Annotated in this window: 14 protein-coding genes; 5 read left to right on the plus strand and 9 right to left on the minus strand. The window is 68.0% G+C overall.

What is annotated here, in order from left to right; all coding sequences use genetic code 11:
* The first annotated feature begins 3 nt into the window (after nt 1-3).
* Both EH231_RS10225 and EH231_RS10230 read left to right on the plus strand, forming a co-directional pair.
* On the plus strand, nt 4-903 hold the full coding sequence (locus EH231_RS10225; RefSeq protein ID WP_124712355.1) for a MetQ/NlpA family ABC transporter substrate-binding protein: 900 nt from the start codon (nt 4-6) through the stop codon (nt 901-903).
* Between the two features lie 60 nt (nt 904-963).
* On the plus strand, nt 964-2,358 hold the full coding sequence (locus EH231_RS10230; RefSeq protein ID WP_124712356.1) for an NtaA/DmoA family FMN-dependent monooxygenase: 1,395 nt from the start codon (nt 964-966) through the stop codon (nt 2,356-2,358).
* Between the two features lie 13 nt (nt 2,359-2,371).
* Here EH231_RS10230 and EH231_RS10235 read toward each other — a convergent pair whose 3' ends face one another.
* Complete coding sequence (locus tag EH231_RS10235; protein WP_090432202.1) at nt 2,372-2,803, minus strand: CBS domain-containing protein; 432 nt, start codon at nt 2,801-2,803, stop codon at nt 2,372-2,374.
* 103 nt (nt 2,804-2,906) lie between these two features.
* Between EH231_RS10235 and EH231_RS10240 the strand changes: the two genes are divergently transcribed.
* On the plus strand, nt 2,907-3,767 hold the full coding sequence (locus EH231_RS10240) for a ribonuclease Z (RefSeq protein WP_124712357.1): 861 nt from the start codon (nt 2,907-2,909) through the stop codon (nt 3,765-3,767).
* Here the strand turns inward: EH231_RS10240 and EH231_RS10245 are convergent.
* Together EH231_RS10245 and EH231_RS10250 are read right to left on the minus strand one after the other, a co-directional pair.
* Nucleotides 3,734-4,615 carry a TIGR03560 family F420-dependent LLM class oxidoreductase gene (locus EH231_RS10245; RefSeq protein ID WP_124712358.1) on the minus strand — a complete coding sequence of 294 codons (882 nt, stop codon included), beginning with the start codon at nt 4,613-4,615 and terminating at the stop codon, nt 3,734-3,736. The two genes, EH231_RS10240 and EH231_RS10245, sit on opposite strands and share 34 nt — an antisense overlap.
* Nucleotides 4,612-5,319, minus strand: a complete 708-nt coding sequence (locus tag EH231_RS10250; RefSeq protein WP_206429646.1) for a hypothetical protein — start codon at nt 5,317-5,319, stop codon at nt 4,612-4,614. The genes EH231_RS10245 and EH231_RS10250 overlap by 4 nt, the downstream gene beginning before the upstream one ends.
* An 87-nt stretch (nt 5,320-5,406) precedes the next feature.
* Between EH231_RS10250 and EH231_RS10255 the strand changes: the two genes are divergently transcribed.
* Complete coding sequence (locus tag EH231_RS10255; protein WP_124712359.1) at nt 5,407-5,898, plus strand: MarR family winged helix-turn-helix transcriptional regulator; 492 nt, start codon at nt 5,407-5,409, stop codon at nt 5,896-5,898.
* Here EH231_RS10255 and EH231_RS10260 read toward each other — a convergent pair.
* From EH231_RS10260 to EH231_RS10270, 3 genes are read right to left on the minus strand one after another with little or no spacing between them, the layout of a single operon-like run.
* Nucleotides 5,882-6,721, minus strand: a complete 840-nt coding sequence (locus tag EH231_RS10260) for a transglutaminase family protein (protein ID WP_124712360.1) — start codon at nt 6,719-6,721, stop codon at nt 5,882-5,884. The genes EH231_RS10255 and EH231_RS10260 overlap by 17 nt on opposite strands.
* Nucleotides 6,722-7,696, minus strand: a complete 975-nt coding sequence (locus tag EH231_RS10265) for an alpha-E domain-containing protein (protein WP_090432205.1) — start codon at nt 7,694-7,696, stop codon at nt 6,722-6,724. It abuts the gene before it with no gap.
* Nucleotides 7,697-7,708: 12 nt separating this feature from the next.
* Complete coding sequence (locus EH231_RS10270) at nt 7,709-9,370, minus strand: circularly permuted type 2 ATP-grasp protein (RefSeq protein ID WP_164480839.1); 1,662 nt, start codon at nt 9,368-9,370, stop codon at nt 7,709-7,711.
* 237 nt (nt 9,371-9,607) lie between these two features.
* Between EH231_RS10270 and rpsT the strand changes: the two genes are divergently transcribed.
* On the plus strand, nt 9,608-9,868 hold the full coding sequence (rpsT, locus tag EH231_RS10275; protein WP_044522939.1) for a 30S ribosomal protein S20: 261 nt from the start codon (nt 9,608-9,610) through the stop codon (nt 9,866-9,868).
* Nucleotides 9,869-9,901: 33 nt separating this feature from the next.
* Here the strand turns inward: rpsT and holA are convergent, their stop codons facing one another.
* Genes holA through EH231_RS10290 form a run of 3 tightly spaced genes read right to left on the minus strand, consistent with a single transcriptional unit; the run spans nt 9,902 to nt 13,299 of the window.
* Nucleotides 9,902-10,864: a DNA polymerase III subunit delta gene (gene holA / locus EH231_RS10280; protein ID WP_164480840.1), complete on the minus strand. Its 963-nt coding sequence runs from the start codon at nt 10,862-10,864 to the stop codon at nt 9,902-9,904.
* 13 nt (nt 10,865-10,877) lie between these two features.
* A complete protein-coding gene (locus tag EH231_RS10285) occupies nt 10,878-12,482 on the minus strand; it encodes a ComEC/Rec2 family competence protein (protein WP_420891958.1) in 1,605 nt (534 codons plus the stop codon).
* Nucleotides 12,463-13,299, minus strand: coding sequence for a ComEA family DNA-binding protein (locus EH231_RS10290; RefSeq protein ID WP_124712361.1), 837 nt, complete (start codon nt 13,297-13,299; stop codon nt 12,463-12,465). The genes EH231_RS10285 and EH231_RS10290 overlap by 20 nt, the downstream gene beginning before the upstream one ends.
* Between the last annotated feature and the right edge of the window lie 83 nt (nt 13,300-13,382).

Below are 13,382 nucleotides of genomic sequence, written 5' to 3' on the forward strand. Positions count from 1 at the left end.
CTCGTGACAAACCACACCATCTCGCCGGCCGGCGACGATATCGAGATCAGGCAACGCAAGCGCTGGCCGTGGATCGTTGCCGCCGCCGGCGTGGTGATCGTCGCCGTGGGCGGCGTCGTCTTCGCGAAATACTCCAACCAGGACAAGCCGTTCGGCACCACCTTGGAGGTCGCGACCTGGAGCACCGACATCGCCGCCGAGAACCTGCTGTCCTACATCGCCGAGAACGTCGCGCCCGAACACGGCATCACGATCAAGCCGGTCCAGATCGACAACATCATCGAGATCAACCGTGCCGTGGATGCCGGCAACGTCGCCGGGAACTTCTTCGAGCACCAGCCGTTCCTCAACGACGCGATCGCGGCCAACGGATTCCAACTCACCCTGGCCGCACCGGCATTCACGTGGGACCAGGCGACCTACTCGAACAAGTATCGCGACTGGAACCAGCTGCCCAGGGGTGCCAAGATCGCTCTGCGCGACGACCCCGCCGGTCAGGCGATCGCCCTGCTGGACCTCTCCGAAGCCGGGCAGATCACCCTCAAGCCCGGCAAGGACACCCTCGCCGGTCTACCGCAGCTGGGTGATATCGAGGGCAATCCCAAGAACTACCAGTTCGTCCAGGTTCCGATCGGCCAGCTTGCGCGCAGCCTCGCCGATGTCGACGCCGTCGTCGTACACATCTCCGACGTCTACGCCGCGGGTCTGCGCGAAAACCAGATCCTGGCCCGCCATCCCGCCCCGAAGGGCAGCGAAGGCGGACTCGTGGTCAGCAACAAGCATCTCGACGATCCCAACGTGCAGAAGCTGATCGAGACGTTCAAGGACCCCAAGATCGCCGAGTTCCTCGAGACGACCGACAACGAGCTGATCCGCAACACTCTCGGCCCAATCGGCCGGTGACCTTACTTCCGTCAGGAGCATCGACGTGACCTATCAGCGAGAAGCGAGGCGAGATCGCGCATGAGCAAGAAGCCGCTGTACTTCTCGGCCTTCGTGATGAACACCGCATCCCATGTGCTGCATGGCCTTTGGCGCGCACCAGAAGCCGAGAACCACAAGTTCAACGAGCTGCGGCACTGGACTTCGCTGGCGTCGGCGGTGGATAAGGCCGGCTACGACCTGCTGTTCTTCGCCGATGTGTTCGGGCTGCGCGCACCCTGGAACGGCAATTGGCGCAAGTCGGTCGAGGGCGGCATCCAGATCCCGGTCAACGACCCATCCGTGCTCGCCTCCGCCCTGGCCGCGGCGACCGAGAACCTGGGCATCGTCTTCACCAGTTCGATCGTCCAGGACCACCCGTTCGACTTCGCCCGCCGCATGTCGTCGCTCGACCACTACACCGACGGCCGGCTGGGCTGGAACATCGTGACCAGCTTCAACGAGAACATGTTTCGCAGCTTCGGGCATGAGGGCACCCTCGCGCACGACGAACGTTACGAATGGGCATACGAGTACGTCGACGTGACGTACAAGCTGTGGGAGGGTTCCTGGGACGAGGGTGCGCTCGTGCAGGACAAGGAGCGCGGTGTGCACTCCGATCCATCGAAGATCCACAAGATCAACCATGTCGGCAAGCGATACAAGGTCGAAGGACCGCATTTCAGTTCGCCGTCGCCGCAACGCACCCCGGTACTCTTCCAGGCCGGTTCGTCTCCTGCCGGGCAACTCTTCTCGGCCCGCAACGCCGAGGGCGTGTACATCAGCAGCCCGAATCCCCCTGCCGCGCACGCACTCACCTCGGAGACCAGGGCTCTGGCAGCGGACAACGGTAGAGACCCGGAGGGCATCACGTTCGCCCAGGGCCTGTCGTTCGTGATCGGCGATACCCACGCCGAAGCGGTCCGGCGCAACGACGAACTCAAGCGCTACCTCGACCTGGAAGGCATTGCGCTGCACGCCCTCGGCGACGCCGGGATCGACGCGGGCAGCCTGCCGCTGGATACGCCGATCAGCCAGCTCGGCGAGTTCACCGGCATCAAGAGCTTCATTCGATGGGCCGCCGAAGCCTCCGGCAACGACGAGCCGACGATCCGGGATATGGCCTGGGTGCTGGAGGGGGCGAACCGGGTTGTGGGGACCGCCGAGGAGATCGCCGATCGTCTCGAAGAGTGGCGGGAGGCCGGTGTCGACGGCATCAATGTCTACCACGCGACCGTTCCCGGTTCATTCCAGGAAGTTGCCGACCGGCTCTTCCCGACACTGCGGGAGCGTGGCCTGATCGCCACCGACAAGTCGGGCACCCTGCGCCACAAGTTGCTGGGTCGCGGCGACCGATTGCCCGACAGCCATCCCGCCGCGGCCTATCGCGGTGCATTCGGCGACAACGACCTACTCAACGACGTCGGGATCGCCTGATCCCTTCGTCGGCTCAGCGGCCTTGCGTGATGTAGGCCTGCAGCTGTTCCTGCTCGGCCTCCAGCTCTTCCATCCGGGTCTTGACGATGTCGCCGATGCTCACGATGCCGGCCAGCCGGCCGCCGTCGAGCACCGGGATGTGACGCACGCGGTTCTCCGTCATCAGCGCACTCAGGTGATCCACGGTGTCGCGCGGCGTGCAGGTCGCCACCACCGTGGTCATGATCTCCGACACCGGCTGCGCCAGCAGGCTGCTCCCCCGCTCGTGCAGCTTGCGCACCACATCACGCTCCGAGACGATGCCGGCCAGCCCGCCGGGCCCGATGACCACCATTGCACCGATATTCAGCTCGGTCAGCCCGGCCAGTAGTTCGGTCACCGTTGTCTCCGGCGAAATCGTCACCACCGCCGTGCCCTTGTTTTTCAGCACGTCCGCGATTCGCATCGGCAGCCTCCGATCGTGATCCACCTCACATAAGGCTAGGTCGGTGACGGTCAGTAAGAAAGAAGCCACGCCTGTTTGGCCCGGGACGAGTAGGAATGAGCACATGATCGAGGTCACGCTGCTCGGCACCGGTAGCCCGATCCCTGATCCGGAGCGGGCCGGACCGGCCACCTTGGTGCGCGCGGGTGACCAGATGTTCTTGATCGACTGCGGCCGTGGGGTGCTGCAGCGCCTGGCCGCCGTCGGCTCGGCCGCCAACCAGCTCAGCGCGCTATTGCTGACCCACCTGCACAGCGATCACATCGCCGATCTGGGGGACGTGATCATCACCCGCTGGGTCAGCACCCTCACCCCAGAGGCAGCGCCCCTGCCGATCATCGGCCCGCCGGGAACCGCCGAGGTGGTCGATGCGACGCTGCGCGCATTCGGACACGACATCGGCTATCGCATCGCCCACCACGCCGACCTCACCGGCCCACCGCGGGTGGAGGTCCACGAATACACCGACGCTGTGGTGTGGGACCACGGCGGTGTGCAGATCCGGGTCGCCCCTACCGATCACCGGCCGGTGACACCGACCATCGCGTTCCGGATCGAACACGGCGGGGCCTCGGTGGTGGCGGCCGGTGACACGGTGCCGTGTCCCAGCCTGGATGCTCTGGCCGCCGGTGCAGGGGCCTTGGTGCACGCGGTGATCCGTAAGGACCTGATCGAATTGCTTCCGCAGCAGCGGATCCGCGACATCTGCGACTATCACTCCTCGGTGCAGGAGGCGGCGGCGACCGCCACCCGCGCCGGCGTCGGGATCCTGATCCTCACCCACTATGTGCCCGGGATCGCCGCGGGCTCCGAGGACGACTGGCGCGCGCTGGCCGCATCGGTGTTCGACCGCCAGATCGAACTGGGCGACGACCTGCACCGGGTGGAAGTTCATCCCGGGGTGTGCACCCGCTCGCGCAGCTGATCGGCCGCCCCGGCAGCGACGTCGAGATCGGCACCGGCCCAGGGACGTCCGCGGGTGATCAGCACGACGTGCTGCAGGCCGAGGTCTGCGAGCGCCCGGCAACGCTGCACCAGCTGTGCCACCGTTTCGCCGGGTTCGAGCCCGGTGGTGACGGTGCGGTGCACCGCGTCGGCTGCTCGCCCGATGTCGGCACAGTGCCGGTCCAGTACCTCGAGCTGACGGCGGATGGCTCGGCCACCGTCGGGAACGTCGAACAGGTTGCACGCGTCGCCGTACTGCGCGACGAGCCGCAGCGTGCGGCGCTCACCGGTGCCGCCGATCAACACCGGAGGGTGCGGCAGCGTGACAGGACGTGGACTGCCGACCGGTTGTCGCAGTGCCAAATATTCTCCCCGGAAGGCAGATTCGTCGCCACGCCACATGTGCTGGGCCAGTCGCAGCAGCTCGGTCATCCGCTCGAACCGCTCTGTGACACCCGGCAGGAACAGCCCCATCGCAGTCGCCTCGGCCGCGTTGTAGCCGGCGCCGAGCCCGAGCCACGCACGGCCGTTCGACAGCACGTCGAGCGTCGTCACGGCCTTGATCAACAATGCAGGCGCGCGAAAGGTCGCCGCTGTCACCATGGTGCCCAGCCGGATCCGGCGCGTCGCCGCGGCGAGGTATCCGAGCGCGGTGTACGCCTCCAGCATCGGTTCGTCGGCGGGGCTGGCGGGGTCGGCCTGGAGCAGATGGTCGGCCACCCACAGCGTGTCGACGGCGGTGCCGTCGAGAAAGGACCCGATCGAGGCCAGCCGCTCGTGAATCGGCTCCCGCCACGAGTAGTTCGTGACGCTCACGCTGAGTTTCATGACCGGATCCGAGCGGCCCGACGCGCCGGAAGGAGTACGCCGACGACGATGAGCCAGATGAGACCCGTGAACCGCGCGATCGGCAGGATCACCGACGATTCCGGCCAGATCAACACCAACGTGGCCAGTTCCGCCAGTGCGGCGATCACCAGGCCGATCCAGGCCACCGGTCGCGGCAGCAGTCCGAGGACGAGGCCGGGCACCGCGATCCCGGCGAGCAGCAAGCCGAGGGCGACGATGTGCCCGACACCGCCGGTGAGGAACACCAGGTAGTACAGCGCACGGATCAGACCGTCGTCGACGACCACCTCCGCCCTGGACATCGTCCAGCAGATCAACCCGGACAACGCGAGGGCGCCGGCTGCCAGAATGCCGCCGGCCAGCGCGATGGTGGCCCCGGGCGCCGTCACGCCCAGTTGCCGCAAGCGGGTGCTCACGGTCGCGGCGTAGATCGCCAGCGGCACCGATGCGGCGAACGTGCCCACGGCACTGGCCTGCACCGCGGAGTGGTTGTCGTGGATGTATCGAACGACCTCGGCCGCCGGGCCGTAGGGCAACGGCATCACTCCGCCGAGTGCAACACCGACGGCGAGTCCGGCCAGCAGCAGCGTCAGGGATACGGCCGCTACCGGAGCCAAGGGCGGTCCACCCTGCCGCCCGGTCGGCCGGTCGGCGCGAATTCGATCTCCTGTTGAATCGTTCATGAGTTGAACGATATGCCCGGTTCGCGCCGAACTCAACCTTCTGAATGTTTTCGGTTTTGAACGATTTCATCGTGATACGGTTCGACCGTGGAGAACGGACGGCCCGACACCGTGGCATTTCTGTTGGCGCAGCTCGGCCACCGGGCCGCGACGCAGTTCGCCGAACAGATGGCGACGATCGAGCTCACCCCGCCGCATGCCGGAATCCTGCGCGCCATCGGAGCGCAACCCGGGCTCAGCCAGCAATCCCTGAGCACCCAGCTGAGCCTGCTACCCAGTCGCGTCGTCAGTTATGTCGACGATCTGGAGGACCGCGGTTACGTCGAGCGCCGCCGCAACCCCGACGATCGCCGCCTCCACGCATTGTTCCTCAGCACCGCGGGCAAGAAGACGCTGCGCCGCATCGGGGAGCTGGCGCGTCGGCACGATGAACAGCTGACCGCCGGGCTCGACGCCGGACAGCGCGACGAGCTACACAAGCTGCTGCAGATACTCGCCGACCACCAGGGGCTGACACCGCACGTGCACCCCGGCTTCCGCAATCTCGGCCGCACCGGCCGCGTCAAGCCAGTCGGGTGACCTCCACCACCACGTCGAGATCTGTCGACCCCTCGCCCGAATAGATTCCCTTGAGCGGGGCCACATCCGAGTAGTCCCGGCCCACACCGACGCTGATGTACTGCTCCGTGATCTCGCTGTCGTTGGTCGGGTCGTAGTGCCACCACCCGCCGGTCCACGCCTGAATCCAGGCGTGGCTCTGCCCGTCTATGGTGTCCCCCACCACCGCCTCGCGCGAAGGATGCAGGTAACCCGAGACGTATCGAGCCGGAATTCCCATGGACCGCAACATGATCAGCGAAAGATGCGCGAAGTCCTGACACACCCCTTTGCCCTCACGCAGAGCATCCAGGCCCGAGGAGTGGACCCCGGTGGTCCCCGGAACATAGTCGAGCTCGCTGCGCACCCACTGCGCCACGGCCGTCACCGCATCGAACGGGTTGTGCTCCTTGGCGATCCGTTGCCCGACGCGCGCGATGCGCCGGCTGTTCGGGGTGTAGTGCGTCGGGCTGAGCACCTCGTCGAACCGGTCGATCACGGCCTCTGAGCGCAGATCATCCCAGCCCACCAGCTCCTCGGGTTTCTCGGCGACCTCGGTCTCGACCACCGAGGAACCCGAGACCTCCAACTCGGTGTGCGGGGCGTGCAGATCGAATGCCGTCACCGCAGTGCCCCAGTAGTCGACATACCGATAGGACCTGGTGGCCGGGATGGTCTCGACCCGGTTCAGGATCACGTTCTGACGCGAATCCGAACGCGGGGTCAGCCGGGCCTCGTTGAAGGACGCGGTCACCGCCGACTTGTAGGCGTATCCCGTGGAATGCACCACCCGTAGCCGCCACATCTAAACCTCGCCTTCCTCGATCACGACCGCATCCCCGTGCCCGGCATCGGTCCAGGCCACCCATGGTGCGGAGTGGAAGTACTGCAGCGACAGCGCTTCTCCGACATCGCGGCAGGTTTTCTGCAGCTCGGCCAGCCGGGCGTCCAGGGATTCCAGCACCGCGCCCGGCTGCAGGAACTCCAGCTCGCTGCGCGCCCGGCCCAGGAGCCGCTGTGCCTCGGCAGTGGCCCCGAGCCGGCTGTGCGGCCGGTTGAGCAACTCGTCGAGGCTGTGTTCGGCCAACCGCAACGAATAGAAGATCGACCGCGGGAAAAGCCGGTCCAGCAGCATGAACTCGACCACACGACCGGCATCGAGCGCGCCGCGGTAGGTACGCAGGTACGTGTCGTGCGCCCCGGCCGAGCGCAACAACGTGACCCAGGCCGGCGACGACCCGCTGTCCCCGACCCGCGACAGCAGTAGCCGCACGGTCATGTCGACGCGTTCGATCGCGCGGCCCAGCACCATGAACCGGTAGCCGTCATCGCGGCTCAACGTCGAATCGGCCAGCCCGGCGAACATCGCCGCGCGCCCCTCGACATAAGACAGGAATTCATGCGGGCCCAGACGTTTGGCCGCGCGCTCCCGCTCGGCCAGCGCGTTGTAGGTGGTGTTGAGGCACTCCCAGATCTCGGTCGAGGTGACTTCGCGGGCACCGCGGGCGTTCTCGCGCGCAGCCGAGATCGAGTCGACGATCGAATAGCCGCTGCTGTCACGGCTGAAGGCCACGATGTCGGTCAGCGACCACACGTCCAGGCGCCGCGTGGGCGGCTCGATCCCGAGCACCCGCAGCAGCGTCCGCGAGGCGACATCCGGGTCGACGCTGGAGTCCTCCAACAGCTGATGCACCGTGACATCGAGGATGCGTGCGGTGTCGTCGGCCCGTTCCACATAACGTCCGATCCAGTACAAGGATTCGGCATTGCGCGCCAGCATCCACTCCACCCCCTACTGCTGTTGTTGGGACGACGAACCATCAGGCGCGCCATTGCCTTTGGGCCCCTTGGCGGATTTGGGCAGTGACCGCACCACCTCGGCAGCGGCCAGCTCGCGATCCGCCGCCGATGTTCGCGACGCCAGCACCCAGGTGTCCTTCGATCCGCCGCCCTGGCTGGAGTTCACCACCAGGGACCCTTCAGGCAGCGCCACCCGGGTCAGCCCGCCGGGCAGCACCCAGACGTCGTTGCCGTCGTTGACGGCGAACGGGCGCAGGTCCACGTGCCGGGGCGCCAGCGTGTTGCCGATCTGGGTGGGGACCGTGGACAGCTGCATCACCGGCTGGGCGATCCAACCGCGAGGGTCGGCGCGGATCTTCTTGGAGATCGCCACCAGCTCCTTGGCCGTGGCGTCCGGGCCGAACACGATGCCGTAGCCGCCCGAGCCCTCAACCGGTTTGATGACGAGTTCGTCGATCCGGTCCAGCACTTCCTCCCGTTCGGCGTCCAGCCAACAGCGGTAGGTGTCGACGTTGGCCAGGATCGGCTTCTCGCCCAGGTAGTACTCGATGATGGTCGGCACGTAGGTGTAGACGAGCTTGTCGTCACCGACCCCGTTGCCCACCGCACTGGAGATCACCACGTTGCCCGCGCGGGCGGCGTTGAGCAGTCCGGCCACCCCGAGCACCGAGTCGGGACGGAACTGCATCGGGTCCAGGAACGTGTCGTCGATGCGGCGGTAGATCACGTCGACCTGGCGCTCGCCTTCGGTGGTGCGCATGTAGACGGCGTTGTCGCGACAGAACAGGTCGCGGCCCTCGACCAGCTCGACGCCCATCTGCCGGGCCAGCAGCGAGTGTTCGAAGTAGGCCGAGTTGTAGACGCCGGGCGTGAGCACCACGACGGTGGGGTCGGCGACGTTGGTGGGTGCGGCGTTGCGTAGTGCCCGCAGCAGGTGCGACGAGTAGTCACCGACGGCACGCACCCGATGGGTGGCGAACAGGTTCGGGAAGACGCGCGCCATGGTGCGCCGGTTCTCCATCACGTAGGACACCCCCGACGGCGATCGCAAGTTGTCCTCGAGCACGCGGAAGTCACCCTTGTCGTCGCGGATCAGGTCGATGCCGGCGACATGGATACGCACACCGTTGGGCGGGACGATGCCCGCGGCTTCGCGGTGGAAGTGCTCGCAGGAGGTCACCAACCGGCGTGGGATCACCCCGTCACGCAGGATCTCCTGCTCGCCGTAGATGTCGTCGAGGTACATCTCCAGCGCCTTGACGCGCTGGGTGATGCCACGTTCCAGACGCGACCATTCGGCCGCCGAGATCACCCGCGGCACCAGGTCCAGCGGGAACGGCCGCTCCTGGCCGGACAGCGAGAATGTGATGCCTTGATCGATGAACGCCCGGTCCAGCGCCTCCGACCGGGACTGCAGCTCCGAGGCATCCGACGGAGCAAGCTCGGCAAAGATGCCCTTGTACGGTCCGCGGACGTTGCCGGCGGCGTCGAACATCTCGTCGAACGCCTCCGAGTACCGGCCCAGCCGGTTGTAGCCGTCGAAGATGCCCTGATGTTTGACGCGTCGTGCCGACGCGGCGCGCTGGCCGGCGGGCCTCGACCCGTTCGACTCAGCTCCTTGCGCACGGACAGTTCTCAGGCTCACCCTCATCATGCTGCCGCACCTGGCCGGGTTTCGCCGGGTCAACGGCGCAGCCCGTTTCGGCAGGCCAAAGGGCGGTTAAGGTGGTATGAGAGCCGAATAACGGGGTATCCGCACCCCAGCTTTCCGCTGCACCGCTTTGGGAGTTCAGAGGTCTCGCTGGTACCCTGAACAGTCGCTGCCCGCAGTGCGGGCGGGCGCACCCAGACTTCGGTAACCCCAGCTAGAGAATTACGAAGGAATTTTTACGTGGCCAACATCAAGTCGCAGGAAAAGCGCATCCTCACCAACGAGCGTCGTCGGCTGCGTAACCAGTCCGTGAAGTCGTCGCTGCGTACGGCTGTGCGCAGCTTCCGCGAGGCCGTCGAGGCGGGCGAGAAGGACAAGGCCGCCGAGTTGCTGGTGGCGACCAGCCGCAAGCTCGACAAGGCCGCCAGCAAGGGCGTCATCCACGCCAACCAGGCCGCCAACAAGAAGTCGGCTCTGGCCCTGGCGCTGAACAAGCTCTGATCCTCCGGTCCTACCCGAAGTAGTTTTCCCGGTTCACCGGGTGGCGAGTTCCGCCACCCGGCGTACCGCTGTCTCAAGGGCGTAGTCGGCATCTGCCGCTGCGCCCTTTACGTCTGCATTGAGCGTGGCGACCACCCGCATGGCCTCGGCCACCGAGTCACGCGACCATCGGCGTGCCTGCTTCTGCGCCTTCTGCACCCGCCACGGCGGCATCCCCAGTTCACCGGCCAGCCGGTACGGATCCCCTGACAGCGGACCGACCCGCGCGATCGTGTGCACAGCCTCGGCCAGCGCGTCGGCCAACACCACCTGCGGCTCACCGGCCAGCATCGCCCACCGCAACGCCTCAGCGGCCCCCGCGACATCTCCGGTGACCGCCTTGTCGGCGATGTCGAAGCCCTTCACCTCGGCCTTACCGCTGTGATAGCGACGCACCGCGACCGCATCGACCTGCCCGGCTGTGTCGGCCACCAGCTGTGAGCACACAGCGGCGAGCTCACGGATGTTCGATCCGACCGCGTCGAGCACCGCATTGACCGTGTCGTCGGAGACCTTGGCCCGCAACTGGCGGAACTCGGCACGCACGAAATCCGCACGCTCGGCCGGCTTGGCGATCCGTGCACACGGATGCACCTGTGCGCCAAGCTTTTTCAGCTGATCGGCCAGCGCCTTCGCCCGCCCGCCTCCGGAGTGGATGACGCACAGCACCGTGCCGGGCGGCAGATCGGCTGCGGCCGAGGCGATCAGGGCCACCGCATCCTTGCCCGCCTCGGCAGCGGCCTCCAGCACCACCAGACGTTCCTCGGCGAACAGCGACGGGCTCAACAGCTCGGCGAGCTCGCTGGTGCTGACCTCGCCCGCCCGCATCCGGTCCACCGGGACGTCGTCGGATCCGGCCTGCTGACGCAGTGCCCGCAGCACCGCCCCCACTGCCCGTTCGACCAGCAGTTCCTCATCGCCCAGAACCAGGTGCAGACCGTCGATCTGTTGACTCACACCGATGATCGTGTCACGCCGACCCGACAGCTCCGACCACCTGGCCCGCCAGCGTCCAGGCCAGCAGGCCCAACACCGACACGGCCAGCCCGCGACGCACCCAGCGCAACCGCCACAGCACCGTCAAGGCCACACCGCCGAGGGCCACCGACACCACACCGGCCACGCCCGAGGGCGACGGCAGCGCGGCCGCGGGCAGCGCCGACGCCCACCGCGCCACCGACAGCAGCCACCACAGCTCAGGTCCGGTGAACCGGACCAGCAGCTGCGCTCCGCCCGGCCAGATGCCCGCACACACCGCCGCGGCGGTGCCGAGGACCGTGATCGGCGGAACTACCCCCGCCACAGCGAGATTGGCGGCCACTGCCACCAGGCTGACGGTTCCCGAGATCCCTGCCACGAGTGGGGCCGTGACCAACTGGGCCGTCACCGCGACGCTGACCGCCGCCGCCAACGGGCGCGGCCAACCACGGGCCTCCAGCCGGCCCGACCACACCGGAGCGAGGACGACGATGCCTGCCGTGGCGCACACCGACAGCGCGAACCCGACATCGACGGCGAGTTCGGGGGCGGCGATCATCAACGCGATCACGCTGGCCGCCAGCGCGGGCACGGCCTGCCGCCGCCGATGGCTCAACACCGCCAGCAGCGTCACCGCACCCATCACCGCGGCCCGCAACACGCTGGCCGATGGCTGCACCACGATGACGAAGCCGACCAGGCCTGCGCCGGCCAACAACACGGCCGCCCTGGGGCCGACGAGGGCGGCACTCAGCAGCAACGCACCACACACGATGGTCAGGTTGGCCCCGGACACCGCGGTCAGATGGGTGAGACCCGCTGTGCGGAACTGCGCGGTGGTCGTGACGGTGACCGCCGAGGTATCCCCGAGCACCAGCGCGGGCAGCACGCCCGCCTGGTCGGCGGGCAACACGGCACGCGCCGCGTCGGTGAACCGCGAACGTATCTGCGCCGCAACACGTTGCACGGCCGAGGCCTCCCGTAGCGACGGCTGACCCGATGCCGCCAGCACGGCCACGCTCAGGTCCTTGCGGTCCGGGCGTCGCACGGTGGTCCGGAACCGCACCGGAGTCCCGGGACCGGCCCGGCCGAAGCCCGCGGGGGCGAACACCAACACCCGTCCCGACATCGGGACCCGATCGACCTCGCGCAGCACGGCGCGGAACATCAGCCGACCACCGCTGATCACGCGCGGGGTCTCCCCGGGCACCACCTCGACCGTGGCCGCGACGCCGTAGAGCCGGCCGATCGGATGATGCTCGACCTGGTGCACGCGTAGTCCGATCGCCATGGCGAACCCGGCGGCCACGGCCGCAACCGCCAGAACCGCGGCCGCGATCGGTCGATCGTGAGCGCCTTCCGAGTCGTGCGCGCGACCCCACCATGCGGCCAGCCAGGTGGACCCCACCGCGCCGAGGCCCACCACCACCGCGGCACCGGGGTGCCAGACGATTCCGGCCGCCGACACCGACCACGCGGTCAGGGCGGCCGGGACGATCCGCAGATCCAGGGATCGCCCCTCAGCCCCCGCATCGGCGGCCGGGCCGTCACTGCCGGAGCCATCACCGCCCGCAGCGTCACGCCCGTACCAACTCACGCAGTTTCTCCAGCCGTGCCGGGCCGATCCCGTCGACGTCGCCGAGCTGATCGACGCTGTCGAACCGGCCGTGCGCGGCACGCCAGGCCACGATCGCCTCCGCGGTCACCGGACCGACGCCGGGCAGCGCATCGAGGTCCTCGACGGTGGCGGTGTTGAGGTCCACCGGTCCCGACGGTGCGCCGGATGCCGCCGCCGGAGCGCCGGGTTGCGCAGCTGCCGCAGTGTCGCCGGCGACCGAACTGCCCATGGTCGCCGGTTGGCCCGCGGGCGGGTCGATGCCGACCACGATCTGCTCACCGTCACCGATCTTGCGGGCCATGTTCAGCCCGATCAGGTCGGCTCCGTCGAGCGGCCCACCCGCGGCTTCCAGGGCATCGGCGATCCGCGCCCCGGGTTGCAGGGTCACCAGGCCCGGCTTGTGCACCAGGCCGACCACACTGACCACCACCTGCCCCGCCGGGGCACTGCCCGCCGGCGTCGGGGCAGCCGACGAAACCATCTGCACCGGTGGAAGATTCGCCGAGGCAACCGGTGGCGGCTGCTGACGGATCAGGGCGAAGACGGTGACCAGGATCGCAAGCACCCCGACGCCGGCCAGGGCCAGCGCCCCGGCGCGGCCGGGATCGGCGCGCGCTGCAGCCAGCCACCCCGGGCCATCCCCCGGTGCCGTATCGGGCAGCCATCTCGACAGCGCACTCTCGGAGGCGGTGTCGCGGTCTGACCCGTCTTCGTTCTCGGCATCCGGATCATCCCCGCCGCCCGGTCGGTCGCCACGCAGGCGCCGGAGCCGCTCCACCGACAAATCGGTTCCCATGCCCGCGACGGTAGGTGCGGGTCGCGACGATTCCGGGCTCGCGGGCCGTCGGCGCCGGCCGGCTGGGGATGAATCTCGCGCTG

The sequence above is a fragment of the Mycolicibacterium nivoides genome, from assembly GCF_003855255.1.
GTDB lineage: Bacteria > Actinomycetota > Actinomycetes > Mycobacteriales > Mycobacteriaceae > Mycobacterium > Mycobacterium nivoides.